This window comes from Hyalangium minutum (genome assembly GCF_000737315.1).
In the GTDB taxonomy this organism is placed as follows: domain Bacteria; phylum Myxococcota; class Myxococcia; order Myxococcales; family Myxococcaceae; genus Hyalangium; species Hyalangium minutum.
The window spans coordinates 667,448-681,439 of record NZ_JMCB01000006.1; the positions used below are offsets into that span (position 1 = coordinate 667,448).

The window sequence follows — 13,992 nt, forward strand, 5'->3', positions numbered from 1 at the left end:
CGCGTGTCCCTCTCCCTGCGCACCCTGGAGTGGGAAGAGAACCAGCTTCACGAGCTCGCCGCCTCCGAGCTCCCCGAGGAGCTGGCGCTGGCCATCCATGCCCGCCATGGCCACCGCATCGACGTCGAGTTCCCCAGCCCCCGGACCCGGGGCCACTACCGCTTCAAGTCCCGAGGCTGCGTCGGGAACCTCCCGGTTACCCCTTCGCTCGTGGTGCGGGTGCGTCCGAAGGTGCCGGTGCGAAGCCTCTTCCGGATGCTGGAGTACGCCTATGATCTCGACTCGTTCCAGATCCACGAAGGCCACGCGGGCGTGGGCGCGATCGACGAGGTCTACGAGACGCTCGTCTCCCTGCTGGCGCGGCGCATCCTGGAGCGGGTCCGCAAGGGGCTCTACCGCGACTACGTGGAGCAGCAAGAGGCCCTGCCCTATGTCCGCGGGAGAATCCTGCCCCGCGAATCGCTGAGGTCGGGAGGCGTGGCATCGCCGCAGCTCTTCTGCGAGTACCAGGAGCTGACGGAGAGTGTCCTCGACAACCAGATCCTCGCGTGGACTCTGTCATTGCTCCACCGCTTCCCTCTGGGCCGGGAGGATGTCCGGGAACAGCTCCGCCGGGCGAGCCGGGCGTTGGTGCCCATGATTGAGCCGCGCCAGGTGCTCCCGCGCGACTGCGTGCACCGCTTCTATGACCGGCTGAACGAGGACTACCGGCCCATGCACGCGCTGTGCAGGTTCTTCCTCGAGCAGAGCGGTCCGGCGCTGGAGGGCGGGGACCACGGCCTGCTACCGTTCACCCTGCACATGCCCACGCTCTTCGAGGCGTTCGTCGCTCGCTGGCTCCAGCGCCACCTCCCGGAGGGAATGAGCCTGAGCGTCCAGCACCATGCGGACCTCGAGCCCACCGGGAGCCTGCACTTCAAGATCGATTTGGTGCTCACCGACGAGAGGACCGGAGGTGTCCTGGCCGTGCTGGACACGAAGTACAAGGACACGCGAGAGCCCGCCGTGGCCGACATCCAGCAGATGGTCGCCTACGCCACGCGCATGCGGACGCACCGCGCATTCCTCATCTACCCGTCCCGGAGCGCCCAGCCCGTACGGCTCCACGTGGGGGACGTGCGGGTGAGTTCGCTCGTGTTCGATCTCGAGAGACGGCCAGAGGAAGCAGGCGAGCGCCTCCTCCAGGAGCTGCGCGGGCTCCTCTGAATCATCGAGGCTGCGGCGATCACGGCCTGGAGTTAAGGTGCCCGGCCATGGCTTACGAGCACCGCACCGTCGAACCGAAGTGGCAGAAGCGCTGGCAGGAGGCCCAGCTGCACAAGACCTCCTTCGACCCGAAGAAGCCGAAGTTCTACGCGCTCGACATGTTCCCCTACCCCTCGGGTGCGGGGCTCCACGTGGGCCACTGCGAGGGCTACACCGCCACGGACATCCTCACGCGGTGGAAGCGGATGCAGGGCTGGAACGTGCTCCACCCCATGGGCTGGGACGCCTTCGGCCTGCCGGCGGAGAACTACGCCATCAAGACGGGCATCCACCCGCGCATCACCACCGAGCGGGCCGTCTCCAACTTCCGGCGGCAGATCGACTCGGTGGGCTTCGCGTACGACTGGGACCGCGAGGTCAACACCACCGACCCGAAGTACTTCAAGTGGACGCAGTGGATCTTCCTGCAGCTCTACCGCAAGGGCCTCGCCTACGAGTCGGTGATGCCCATCAACTGGTGCCCCTCGTGCAAGACGGGCCTGGCCAACGAGGAGGTATCCGGCGGCAAGTGTGAGCGCTGCGGCACGCAGGTGGAGCGCAAGGATCTGCGCCAGTGGGTGCTGCGCATCACCGCGTACGCGGATCGGCTGCTGGAGGACCTCGCCGAGGTGGACTGGCCCGAGTCCACGCTGGCCATGCAGCGCAACTGGATTGGCCGCTCGGAGGGCGCGGAAGTGATTTTCCGCGTCGCCGAGGGCCCTGCCGCCAACGCCGAGCTCCGGGTGTTCACCACGCGCCCGGACACGCTCTCCGGGGCCACCTATATGGTGCTCGCGCCCGAGCACGCGCTGGTGGAGAAGCTCACCACTCCGGAGCAGCGGCAGGCGGTGGCAGACTACCAGGCGGCGGCGCGGCGCAAGAGCGACCTGGAGCGCACCGAGCTCTCCAAGGAGAAGACGGGCGCCTTCACGGGCGGCTACGCGCTGAACCCCGTGAACGGACAGCGGATCCCCATCTGGATCGCGGACTACGTGCTGGCCACCTACGGCACGGGCGCCATCATGGCGGTGCCCGCGCACGATGAGCGGGACCATGCATTCGCGGTGAAGTTCGGGCTGCCCATCCAGCAGGTGGTCCGCCCGGTGTCCGGCGATGCCGAGCCCGGCAAGCCGTTCACCGAGGACGGCGTGGCGGTGAACTCGGGCGAGCTGGACGGACTGCCGACGGCCGAGGCCAAGCGGAAGATCACCGCGCAGCTGGAGGCGAAGGGGCTCGGGAAGAAGACGGTGAGCTACCGGCTGCGCGACTGGGTGTTCTCGCGGCAGCGCTACTGGGGCGAGCCCATCCCCATCGTCCACTGCGCGCAATGCGGCCCGGTGCCGGTGCCGGAGAGCGAGCTGCCGGTGCTGCTGCCGGAAGTGGAGCGCTACGAGCCCTCGGGCACGGGCGAGTCCCCGCTGGCGACGATTCCCTCGTGGCTGGAGACGCGCTGCCCGAAGTGCGGTGGAGCGGGGCGGCGCGAGACGAACACGATGCCGCAGTGGGCGGGCTCGTGCTGGTACTACCTGCGCTACCTGGATCCGGCGAACGCGCAGGAGCCGTGGTCGCGCGAGGCGGAGAAGCAGTGGATGAACGTGGACCTGTACGTGGGAGGGGCGGAGCACGCGGTGCTGCACCTGCTCTACGCGCGGTTCTGGCACAAGGTGCTGTTCGACTTGGGCTGGGTGACGACGAAGGAGCCGTTCAAGAAGCTGCGCCACCAGGGGACAGTGCTGGCGTACACGTACCAGGACGCGATGGGCCGCTACCACGAGCTGTCCGCGGTGGAGCTGCGCGGGGACGACGCCTACCTGAAGTCGACCGGCGAGAAGCTGTCGGTGCAGGTCGAGAAGATGGCGAAGTCGAAGATGAACGGCGTGAACCCGGACGACGTGGTGGCGGAGTACGGGGCGGACGTGCTGCGGCTGTACGAGATGTTCATGGGCGAGTTCGAGCTGCCCAAGCCGTGGGATCCTCGGGCCATCGAGGGCTGCAGCCGGTTCCTGCGGCGGGTGTGGCGGCTGGCGGAGGAGTTCGACGCCGGGAAGCAGCCGGAGAACGATCCGCACCAGCGCCTGCGCCACAAGACGATCAAGCGCGTGACGAACGATTTGGAGCGCATGCAGTTCAACACGGCCATTGCCGCGATGATGGAGTACGTGAACGCGCTCACGAGCCAGGGAGCCACGCGCGAGGACCTGCTGACGCTGATCAAGCTGGTGGGGCCGTTCGCGCCGCACCTCGGAGACGAGGCGTGGGAGAAGCTGGGGAGCAGTGGGTTCCTCGTGCAGCAGGCCTGGCCGGCGCATGACGAGGCGCTGACGATCGACGCGGTCATCACCTACGCGGTGCAGGTCAACGGCAAGCTGCGCGGCAGCCTGGAGGTGGAGCGCAACGCGGCGGAGGCCACCGTCCGGGAGCAGGCGCTCGCGCTGCCGAACGTCGCGCGGCAGGTGGAAGGCAAGACGGTGAAGAAGGTCATCGTGGTGCCGGGGAAGATCGTCAACATCGTGGTGGCCTGAGTCGGGCTTCCCGGGCGCACGTTGGGCGAACCGGTCTACTTGTCCGACAGGTTTGCCCAGCGTGGTCCCAGCCAAGACGGCAGGACCCACGAGGGAGGAGCACCCGAGCAGAATGTCAGAGGTAGGGTGCATGCTCCATTCATGAGCGAACACATGGATGGGGTATGGGGCGAGCCGGTTGCGATGGCAAGGACAGGGCTGCATTCTGAGGACATGAGCGATAGGCCAGCGCGACGCGCCTCCTATGAGGACTTGGAGAGTGTCCCGCCGCACCAAGTGGGGGAGATCGTCGGCGGCGAGCTGTATGTGAGTCCACGGCCAGCGTTGCCCCATGCGCGTGTGACGGCTCGGCTGCTTCAAGACGTCGGCCCCTTCGACGACGCACCTGGAGGCGAAAAGCCTGGCGGATGGGTGCTCCTCATTGAACCCGAGCTGCATTTGAGCGGTGACGCGCTCGTCCCTGACCTTGCAGGGTGGAGACGCGAACGCCTCCCCGAGATTCCCGACACGGCTGCGATGGAGCTCGCGCCGGATTGGGTGTGCGAGGTCATCTCCCCTTCCACAGAGGCCTTGGACCGTGCACGGAAGATGGGCGCGTATGCACGCGAAGGCGTGAAGCACCTGTGGTTCGTGGATCCGCGTCCCCGGCTGCTGGAGATCTACCGGCTGGAGCAGGGGCGCTGGTTACGCCTGAGCGCACACGAGGGAGATGCCCGGGTGCGGGCCGAACCCTTCGAGGCACTTGAGCTGAAGCTCAGCCGCCTCTGGGAGCGCTGACGTCGATGCGTGTGAAGTCCTCGCCTATGTCTCGCTTGTTGCGGGGCTCCGTCTACACTGCTCGGCCGTGACCCTTCCGCGCGGTGCCCGCTCGCTCGCTCAGTGGCTGCTCCTCGGGGGCCTCGTGGGGTGCGTGTGTGGAGGAGCCTCCGCGCTCTTCCTCTTCCTGCTGGAAGAGGCCACCACCTTCCGCGAGCACCACTCCGTCATCGTCTACACGCTTCCCCTGGCGGGGCTCGTCATCGGCGCGCTGTACGCGAAGTGGGGAACACCCATCCGTGGAGGCAACAACCTCATCATCGACACGGTGCACGAGGGCGACCGGCAAATTCCCCTGCGCATGGCTCCCATGGTGTTGCTGGGCACGGTGCTCACGCACCTCTTCGGAGGGAGCGCCGGCCGCGAGGGCACCGCCGTGCAGATGGGAGGCAGCCTGGCGGACGCCATCGCCTCCCGCCTCCGGGTGTCTCCGGACATCCGCCGCGAGCTGCTGGCTGCGGGCATCGCGGGGGGCTTCGGCTCCGTGTTCGGCACGCCCATTGCGGGCGCGGTGTTCGGCCTGGAGGTCGTCGTCGTGGGGCGGCTGGGCTACGAGGCGCTGCTGCCCGCGCTGGTGGCCTCAGTGGTGGGGGATCTCGTCACGCGCTCGCTGGGCATCGTGCACACGGTGTACCCAGTCCCGGCCGCTCTGCCACTGTCGGCGGGGGTGCTGGCGAAGTGGCTGGCCTTCGCGGTGGCGGTGGCGGGGGTGGCCATCGTCTTCGTGGAGGGGACGCACCGGCTGAAGAAGCTGCTGGAGGGCCGAGTGCCCTGGCTGCCGGTGCGCATGGCGGTGGGAGGGCTGGCGGTGGTGGGGCTCTGGAGGTTGGCGGGCACGGACGCCTACTTGGGGCTGGGGGTGCCCACCATCGTGCGCGCATTCGGGGATCCGTCGCTGCCGGAGAGCGCATTCGCGTGGAAGCTGCTCTTCACGGCTGTCACCTTGGGCTCGGGCTTCCTGGGCGGCGAGGTGACGCCGCTGTTCTTCATCGGTGCGGCGCTTGGCAATGTGCTGGCGCGGCTGCTCGGGCTGCCGGTGGACCTCGGAGCGGCGGTGGGGATGGCGGCGCTGTTCGCGGCGGCGGCGAATACCCCGCTGGCGCTCTCCATCATGGCCGTGGAGTTGGTGGGCGCGAGCGTTCTGCCGCACGTGGTCATCGTCTCCACAGTGGCGTATCTGCTCACAGGACACCGGGGCATCTACCCGGCGCAGCGCATTGCCCGGCTCAAGCACGGGGGCCCGCTGTTGGCCCGTCTCATCCCGCTGCGAGATCTGCCCACCGAACCCTCGGAGCCGCCGAAGGCTCCGGAACCTCGAGAGCCCACTCCGCGCTGAGCTGAAACCAGCCGTTCTCAGTGAGCCGTGCGGAGGGAGAACACGACGGGGATGACAAACCCGGCGTCCGGGCGCGAGGCGCTGTCGGGAAAAGGCGCGAAGGGAGCAGCAGCCTCGACCATGCGGAGCGCCTCGGCATCGAGGATGTCGTGGCCCGAAGAGGTGACGAGCCGCGGCGCCTCCACGAGCGAGCCATCTTGGCGAAGGCGAAGCTGGACATGGGCTGTGCCCTGCATGCCGAGCCGCACCGCCGTCTCCGGGTATCGGCGCTGCCGAGCCACCACCGCCGTTAGGCTCCGCGCATAGGCCCTGAGGTCTCCCAGTGCGGCTCCACCTGCCCCACCAGGGCCAGGAACCGCGGCGCTCCGAGCCCCCACTCCACCACCGGAGGCAGGGGCCCCCGCTTCACTGCTCGGGAGTCCGGACTCCCCGCCCGAAACTCCTTCCGAGGAGGCACGGGCCGCAACATCCGCGGCAGCCGCGCCCAACGAAGGCTCTGCAGGTAGCTCACGCTTCTGCTCAGAAGCCACAGCAGGAGCGGCATCCGCCGCCGGAGCGACAGGCTCAGCGGGAACAGCCCTGGGCCGCGCTTTCGGAGCAGAAGCTGCCGGTGGTGGCTTCTCGTATGCCACGTCGCGGGCCACAGGGACTGACTTCGGCTCACCAATGGCGGCCGATGCAACAAGCCTCCTGGAGGGTGGGACTCCGGCCGCACCATCGAACCAGATCATCTCCGCGGCCATGGGAGCAGCCACGGGTACGCCAGGACTCTCCACTGTATCCGCCCGCGTTCCACGCAGCAGGACCAGCGCCACCAGCCCGTGCAGAACAAACGAGGCCCCCACAAACCAGAGCAGGCGTCCGCCCGAACCGGGTACCCCAGCCCCGGTATGCTCAGCCTCATCCTTGGCAGCGGCCTCTAGCGTCATCCGGCGTGATCGCAGCGCTTCGAGGGGCATTTCAGTGCGCGATGAGTGGAGCGCCCCCAGTCCTCCCGTGTAGTGCAAAGCCCCATCGCCATCAACCCAGGCTGCCCGGCCAGCATGCGACCCAACATCTTGGGAGCATGGATGGCGAAGGATGCTCACGGTCAGGTAGGCCCGTCGTACCGGCTTGAGGTTGAGGCATGGCTCGAAGTTCCCAGGCGGGGAACACCCAGAGCTTGCCGATTCGCAAGAGCCGCATGAATCTCAGCTCCACGTCGAGCCATGAGGACTTCGAGGTAAGGCTTCAGAACCCGCGTCACATGGCAGATGTCGCCGAAGTGCAGGATTTCTTCGGGTGTGCAGACCCCTGCCAGGAGCGCATCCCGAAGCGCACGAACCGCTCCTGGAAAGCCGAGCTTGCCTCGGTACTTGAAGAGGTCCGCCACGGTCTTCGCCACGCCATAGACGCGCACGGGCACGCCGAAGTCGGAGTGGTGCTCGACGCCTTCGGAGAGCGCGGCCCCGGAGAAACGGACGATGTGGAGCGGTGGTTGCTGCCGGCGCGGGCGCCGTGCCTTCTCCCCGATGGCCAGAAACACCTCAGGAGGTTCCTCACGAAGCAGGCCATGGAAGTAGAGCGCCGACGAGAGGCACACCACAGCCTGCGGCACACACTTGGCGGCCACGGTCGTCCTGCTGAAGGACCCATTTGTTCGACCCCAGATGCCAGGAGCCACTTCTCGGAGTTCGACCCGGAGGCGTGGACGCGGAATGCCATGCGCTTCCACGTCCCGAAGCCGTAGCAGTCCCAGCTTGCTCGCCAGCTCCGAGGCGGACGGACGCGTGAATCGATCTGGTCTCGCCCTCAACCTGTTGCTCGCCACCCTGCACCCCCTTCCCCACAAAAGCCGCCCGTACTTTCCCCAGCCGGTCTGACATGCCTCCGGTTCATCCCTGCGCGGAGACGAAGGAACCTCCTGCTCACCTGTTCGGAAATGTCGGGGGTTTTGTGCCTTAAAAGTCCCGACATTTCCGAACAGGTGCTGCGAGGCTCTCCCATGCCCCGTGATGGCTTTGGCCAGAGACTGCGCCACTCCGCTCGACAGTTCCTGGGGCCTCAGGCCGTCCGCACGGACTCCGCGCGCTCATCAGGATCCGGGAACTGGCGGCTGGCGAGTCGGCTTCAGCCCAAGAGGCCCCGTCAATTCTTTGGGAAACTTGATCTCGTTAATCATGTGCTGATCGGAAGCACCCGCACCGATCCGCACTCAGGGCTCGGACTGGACCGCCGCGCTCGCGGTGGAGTCCTCGCGGCGACGTAGCTCCGGAGAGGCCACCTCGAAGCCTTCCGGCAGCATCTTCAAAATGCCCGCGCGCCGGAACTTGTGCGTCGTCAGCCGATGCTCCAACACCGCCCGCTCCTTCTTCAGCTCTGCCTTCTCCTTGCGATCGGTGGGCTCGGGCCGGCCGTCCAGCAGCGACACCCGCTCCTGAATGGCCCCCAGCTCACGGTCGATCAGCACCGGCTGGATGTTGCGCAGCTCCTTCTTCTTGCGCGTGCGCGCATTGTTCTCGATCCACACCGGCAGCACCGAGACTCCATCCAGCTCCACCGGCCCGCCCGCCTCCCTCCGAGTGAATGACACCCGCAGCAGCATCGAGTCCCGCGTGTCCCCCTGCTTGTCCGACTTGCCCGGCTGGTACGCATAGAACCGCGACTGGTTTGCCACCAGGTTCCCCAGCGAGTACGCGATCAGCGCCTTGCGCCCCTCGGCCGTCGTGTACGACTCCAGGGGCTGCAGCACATGTGGGTGGTGCCCAATCACCGCGCCCGCGCCCGCGTCGATCAGCGCCCGGGCCACCTGCTTCTCCTCGGGCCTCGGCTGCCCCGCGTACTCCGTGCCCCAGTGCACCATGACGATCAACACGTCACACCGCGCCGCCGCCATGCGCACCCGCTCCACCGCATGCTCCACGCTCACGCCCCGGTTCTTCACGTGCACCGGGTACGGCACATAGGCCACATGGGCCTCGGCCGGATCCTTCGGGTTGCTGTAGCCGTTCAGCCACCGGGTGAAGGACAGGAAGCCCAACCGCACCCCCTTCACCTCCATCACCACCGGCTCCCACGCCGTCTCGAGCGAGACCCCCGTCCCCGTGTGTTGAATGCCCGCCGCATCCAGGTGCCGCAGCGTCTCCAGCACTCCCGTCAGGTGCTGATCCCTCGCGTGGTTGTTACCCGTGGAGACGACCTTCACCCCCGCCGCCGCCAGCGCGCGCACCATCGCCGAGGGCGCATTGAACAAGAGCTCCCGCGTCACCGCCTTCTTGTTGTCCGTGACGGGCGTCTCCAGGTTCACCACCGCCACGTCCGACGTGCGCAGCACATCCGCGATGGGCCCGAAGACATGATCCCAACCTTCATTGTTCAGCGAGAGCGCCGGCGCGCCCTTCTCCTCGGCGGGGGCGGTGCGCGCGTGCTCCTCGGCCACCTGCTTCACCGCGCCGTGCGGAATCACATCCCCGCCGAAGACGAGCTCCACGCGGGACGGAGCCGCCGGAGTCTGGGCGCACAGCAGGGGAGCCAGCAGGAGGACGGGAACGAGCACGTCCCCCAGCTTAATCGACTCTCCGACATGCACGGGAGGGTGGCCCCTCCCGGATCAGTCCACTGCTACAGCTCAGCTCATCCACGAGCCATCGGTGCGCGCCGTCCACTTGCGCGTCACCTTCTTCAGGTAGCTCCAGAAGTCCACGCCGCCCTGGCCGGTGATGTCCCCGTGGCCGAAGCGCGAGTCATTGATGCCACCGAAGGAGAACGGCTCGCGCGGCACCGGCACGCCCACGTTCACACCCACCATGCCCGCCCGGGAGTTGTCCACCACGTGCTGCGCCACCGCGCCGTTCGTCGTGAACACCGAGGCCGCGTTGCCGTACGGCGAGGCGTGCTGCAGCTCCATCGCCGCCGTCAGCGTGGGCACGCGCACAATCGAGATGACCGGCCCAAACAGCTCCTTCTGCGCCGACTCCATCTCCGGACGCACGTGGTCCAGGATGGTGGGGCCCATCCAGTTGCCGCCCGCCCACGCCGCCCCCGAGGGCTTCTTGCCGCGCCCGTCCAGCAGCACCTTGGCGCCCTCGGACTGGGCCTTGGCGATGGCCGCCTCCAGCCGCTCCTGCGCCGCCTTGTCGATGAGCGCGCCCATGCCCGGGCCCACCTCCATCGAGGCTGCGCGCCGCACCATCTCGTCGATGATGGGCTGCACATCGCCCACCGCCACCATCAGGCTGGCCGCCATGCAGCGCTGGCCCGCGCACCCGGTGAACGAGTCCACCACCGCCTGCGGCGTGAACACCGGATCCGCATCCGGCACGACAATCAGGGCGTTCTTCGCGCCGCCCAGCGCCAGCACCCGCTTCCCGCGCGCCGTGCCCTCCGTGTACACGCGCTTGGCGATCGCCGTGGAGCCCACGAAGCCCACCGCCTGGATGTCCGGGTGCGCCAGGATGCCCTCCACCGCCTCCTTGCCACCGTGGATGATGGAGAAGACGCCCGGAGGCACGCCCGCCTCCAGCAGCAGCTCGCCCAGCAGCAGCGAGGTGAGCGGCACCTTCTCGGAAGGCTTGAGGATGAACGCGTTGCCCACCGTGAGCGCGTTGGGAATCATCCACAGCGGCACCATCGCCGGGAAGTTGAACGGGGTGATGCCCGCCACCACGCCCAGCGGCTCGCGCTTGAACTCGCAGGTGACGCCGCGGCTCACCTCCAGGGCCCCGCCCGTGTCCAGGTTCTGCACGGAGAGCGCGAAGTCACACACCTCGATGCCCTTGAGCACCCCGGCGCGCGCCTCGCCAATCGTCTTGCCCGCCTCGCGCGCCGCCGAGTTGGCCAGCTTCTCCAGGTTCTGCTCCAGCAGCATGCGGAACTTCATCATGCGCGCCGTCCTGTCCCGCAGGCCCATGGCGCGCCAGCCCTCGGCGGCCTTCTTTGCCGCCTCCACCACCGGCGCCACTCCCGCCGCCGAAGTCATGGGGACGCGGCCGATGACGCCCCCCGTATAGGGACTGCGCACATCGAGCATCTCGGCGCCCGTGGGCGTCACCCACTCCCCACCTACGAGGTTGCGGCCAATGATCGGACTGTCAGGAAGCTGGACGTAGGACACGCGGACCCTCCCCAGGGTGCGTCACATGGAATGAAGGAATCCTGGGATCCTACTCCGGCTCGGCCGCTGATCCGCAACAGCCCGCGCCGCCCATCCCCCGCTCGCGTGTCCTCCCTTCAACCCACCTCTCTCTGGGGGCTGACCTCGACGCACCGCGTCACCCTCCTTCGTCCCCTTGGCGAGCCCAGCGTCCGGGCTAACGTACGCCTCCTCGATTCCTTCCAGACAGGGCCCAAGGAGAGCCAGATGAGTACAGAAGGTGCGCGGGTGCGTTGGTGGGTTGCGGGGGCCTTCACGCCCTCGCCCTCGGGCCGGAAGTTCCTGCTGACGAGTGACTCGTTCGCCTCGGAGCTGGCCAAGGCCGCCTCTGGGCTGCGCGTCACCGTGCCGGATCGGCTGGGTGGCGCCGAGCACCGCACCTTCGAGCTGTCCTTCGACAAGCTGCGCGCCTTCGGGGTGATGGAGCTCATCTCCTCGGTGCCCGAGTTCAAGAAGCTCCAGGGGCTCACCGAGGGCTTCATGAAGTCGGACCCCTCGCGCCCCGTCACCCCCGAGGAGGGCGCCGCGCGCATCGCCGACGTGGTGGGCGCCGGCCGCCTGTCCTCCACCGTCTCCGCCGCGCTGGGAGGCAAGCCCCCCGAGCCGGCCGCGCCCGCTGCCCCGAGCACTCCGGCGGCCTCCAGCGGTGGGGCGGACCTCGTCGGCGAGCTGCTTGCCAATGCCGAGGCCTCCTCTCCGGTGGCCACCGCCAAGGCGGGCGTGGATGCCTTCATCAAGGCCACGGCTCCCAAGGCGGCGGGCCCCGGCCGCATGAACCCGGATGCCCGGCGAGCGGTGCGCGATGCCATCGAGCTGTCCGTCATCCACACCGCGAAGGACATCCTCGCCGCCGAGCCCGTGGCGCGCCTGGAGGCCGCGTGGCGAGGCCTGAAACTCCTGCTGGAGCAGTGCCCCAGCTCGGCCGGCTTCGCGCTTGAAGTCGTGGACGTGGAGCCCTCGAAGGTAGCGGAGGCGATGGAGCAGGCGGTGAACGCCGAGCCCTTCGAGCGCCCGGACGTGTGCTTCGTCATCGACGCCACGGACGACGTGGCACAGCTGCGCCGGCTCTCCTCCATCGGCGAGGAGGCCCAAGTGCCGGTGGTGGTGGCGGTGACGCCCGCGCTGCTGGGCACCTCGCTGGCGGAGCTGCCCACCGCGCTGGAAGACGCGAAGCTCGGCACCCAGGGCGACTGGGCGGAGCTGCGCAAGGATGACGCCACGCGCTGGCTGTGCCCGGTGCTCAACCGCGTGGTGGCCGCGGCCGAGAAGCGCGGCGCCCTCAACCGCGCCAGCTTCACCAGCCCTGTGTTCGCAGTGGCGGCGATGCTCTCGGCGAGCTTCCAGGCCACGAGCGGCTTCGCGCGCATCACCGGCCAGCCCGGCGCCCTCCGCGCCCCCGGTGCCTGGGAGCCCCCGGGCGGCAGGGACGCGGGCTCGGCCTACCCCACCGAGGCGTTCCTCTCCATCCGCGCGCAGACGCGCCTGTCCGAGCTGGGAATCCTCGGGGTGGGCAGCGGCCGCAACACGGACATGGTGCTGCTCTCCACGGCGCCCATGGCGTGCAGCAATGCCCACGTCATGCCGCTGCCGGCGCAAATCCTGACGGGCCGCATCGTCCGCTTCGCGCTGTGGGTGAGAGATCAGCTCCCGGCCGGCTCCAGCGCCCAGGACATGTCCACGCTCTTCTCGCAGGCGGCCGAGGTGTTCCTCTTCGGCGGCTCGCCGGAGCTGGGCAAGCTGGAGGCGCAGCTGGTGCCCGGCGAGGGCGGCAAGCAGCTCATCAAGGTGGCCGCCGCGGTGAAGCCAGAGCAGGCGGGTACCCGCTTCCAGCTCGAGTTCTCCCTGCCGCTGCGCCACTGAGCCCTGGCGCTCCAGCGATACTCCTGAGGCACCTCGCCGGTGCCTCACGCTTCTTGCGTCATTCCCGCGAGCAAGCCCTGAGCGCGCTCGGAGAGCAGCGCGGGTGCCACCTTCTGCCGCAGCCCAGCAAACACGCGAGCGTCCTCTCCCTCGAGGGAGGCACCCAGGGCCCGTGCCTCCAGGAAGAGCTCCAGCGCCAATCCCCACCGCAGCGAGGCCCGGGCCGCCTCGCCCTGCTCCTGGAACAGCTCCGCTTCCTCGGCCACGAGCCGCGCCAGCCCCACCACGCGCAGCGGCTGTCCCAGCAGCCGGGCGGTGGAGGCCGCATCCGCCATCGTGAGGGTGGAGTACTCCATGCCGAGCAGCGACAGCGCCGTGTCTCGGAGGAGCTGCTGGGCCTCCCCTGTCTTCCGCTCGCGGCGCAGCTTGAGCAGGGCAGAGAACGCGGCGGCAAACTGTTCGATGAGACTTTCGATGTAGTCCTTGCGGATCATGGTTCCTCGGGAGCCAGCCTCAGTCCGGGGGCGTGGCGGGTCAAGGGGTGAGAGGCCTGCTGTCGTGGGGAAGAAGTTCCTTGGCGCGGAGCCTCGTCCTGGGCTCTGCTGGCGCCCGCTTCGGCGAGGAGGCGCTGCGTGTTGACGATCATCGGTCCTATCTTCCTGGTGGTGGGCTTGGGGCTCCTGGCGGGCTGCTTCGGCGCGTACGCCCGGACGAAGCGCTTCCTGGCCGCCGCGCGCGAGGCCCGGGCCGAAGTCGTGGGCATGGACGAGCGCCACGGTGGCAGCAGCCAGAGCCGCTCGTACCACCCCATCCTGCGCTACCGGACGCAGGAGGGCGTGACGAAGGAGATCGTCTCGTCGGTGGGCTCCAACCCGCCGCGCTACAAGAAGGGCGACAGCGTCGCCGTCCTCTACGATCCCGCGAAGCCGGATGACATGCGCATCCACAGCTTCGCCAACGTCTGGCTCGTGCCGCTCATTCTGGGCTTCGTGGGCGTCATCTTCATCGTCGTGGGCTCGGTGCTGACGTTCGTCATGGAGCGCTGACAGCTCAATGAGCCCCTCCGCCTTCAACTGCCGCAG

General features: G+C 68.5%; 11 protein-coding genes. 7 read left to right on the forward strand and 4 right to left on the reverse strand.

Features of this window, described 5'->3' with window-relative positions:
* Positions 1-3 precede the first annotated feature (3 nt).
* From DB31_RS18195 to DB31_RS18210, 4 genes are all read left to right on the forward strand, one after another.
* Positions 4-1,206 (forward strand): McrC family protein, encoded by a 1,203-nt coding sequence (locus DB31_RS18195; RefSeq protein ID WP_044189229.1) that lies wholly within the window; start codon positions 4-6, stop codon positions 1,204-1,206.
* A 47-nt stretch (positions 1,207-1,253) separates the two neighbouring features.
* Positions 1,254-3,767 carry a leucine--tRNA ligase gene (leuS, locus tag DB31_RS18200; protein ID WP_044189232.1) on the forward strand — a complete coding sequence of 838 codons (2,514 nt, stop codon included), beginning with the start codon at positions 1,254-1,256 and terminating at the stop codon, positions 3,765-3,767.
* A gap of 213 nt (positions 3,768-3,980) precedes the next feature.
* A complete protein-coding gene (locus DB31_RS46610) occupies positions 3,981-4,544 on the forward strand; it encodes a Uma2 family endonuclease (RefSeq protein WP_075306074.1) in 564 nt (187 codons plus the stop codon).
* Positions 4,545-4,611: 67 nt separating this feature from the next.
* Positions 4,612-5,919 carry a chloride channel protein gene (locus DB31_RS18210; protein ID WP_044189236.1) on the forward strand — a complete coding sequence of 436 codons (1,308 nt, stop codon included), beginning with the start codon at positions 4,612-4,614 and terminating at the stop codon, positions 5,917-5,919.
* 17 nt (positions 5,920-5,936) lie between these two features.
* Here the strand turns inward: DB31_RS18210 and DB31_RS51600 are convergent, their stop codons facing one another.
* A complete protein-coding gene (locus DB31_RS51600) occupies positions 5,937-6,878 on the reverse strand; it encodes an energy transducer TonB (protein WP_083968422.1) in 942 nt (313 codons plus the stop codon).
* A 224-nt stretch (positions 6,879-7,102) separates the two neighbouring features.
* On the opposite strand from DB31_RS51600, the gene DB31_RS48880 reads away from it, so the two are divergent.
* Positions 7,103-7,648, forward strand: coding sequence for a hypothetical protein (locus DB31_RS48880; protein WP_157232040.1), 546 nt, complete (start codon positions 7,103-7,105; stop codon positions 7,646-7,648).
* A 465-nt stretch (positions 7,649-8,113) separates the two neighbouring features.
* Here the strand turns inward: DB31_RS48880 and DB31_RS18225 are convergent, their stop codons facing one another.
* Together DB31_RS18225 and mmsA are read right to left on the reverse strand one after the other, a co-directional pair.
* The gene (locus tag DB31_RS18225) at positions 8,114-9,454 is read right to left on the reverse strand and encodes a CapA family protein (RefSeq protein ID WP_044190076.1); all 1,341 of its coding nucleotides are present in this window, start codon (positions 9,452-9,454) and stop codon (positions 8,114-8,116) included.
* 72 nt (positions 9,455-9,526) lie between these two features.
* Positions 9,527-11,011, reverse strand: coding sequence for a CoA-acylating methylmalonate-semialdehyde dehydrogenase (gene mmsA, locus DB31_RS18230; RefSeq protein ID WP_044189241.1), 1,485 nt, complete (start codon positions 11,009-11,011; stop codon positions 9,527-9,529).
* Between the two features lie 246 nt (positions 11,012-11,257).
* Here mmsA and DB31_RS18235 point away from each other — a divergent pair, with 246 nt between their 5' ends.
* A complete protein-coding gene (locus DB31_RS18235) occupies positions 11,258-12,910 on the forward strand; it encodes a type VI secretion system contractile sheath domain-containing protein (protein WP_044189243.1) in 1,653 nt (550 codons plus the stop codon).
* A 44-nt stretch (positions 12,911-12,954) separates the two neighbouring features.
* Here DB31_RS18235 and DB31_RS18240 read toward each other — a convergent pair whose 3' ends face one another.
* Positions 12,955-13,404: a hypothetical protein gene (locus tag DB31_RS18240; protein WP_044189245.1), complete on the reverse strand. Its 450-nt coding sequence runs from the start codon at positions 13,402-13,404 to the stop codon at positions 12,955-12,957.
* Between the two features lie 138 nt (positions 13,405-13,542).
* Between DB31_RS18240 and DB31_RS18245 the strand changes: the two genes are divergently transcribed.
* Entirely contained in the window at positions 13,543-13,956 is a 414-nt protein-coding gene (locus DB31_RS18245) for a DUF3592 domain-containing protein (protein ID WP_240486748.1), read from the forward strand.
* The last annotated feature ends 36 nt before the right edge of the window (positions 13,957-13,992 follow it).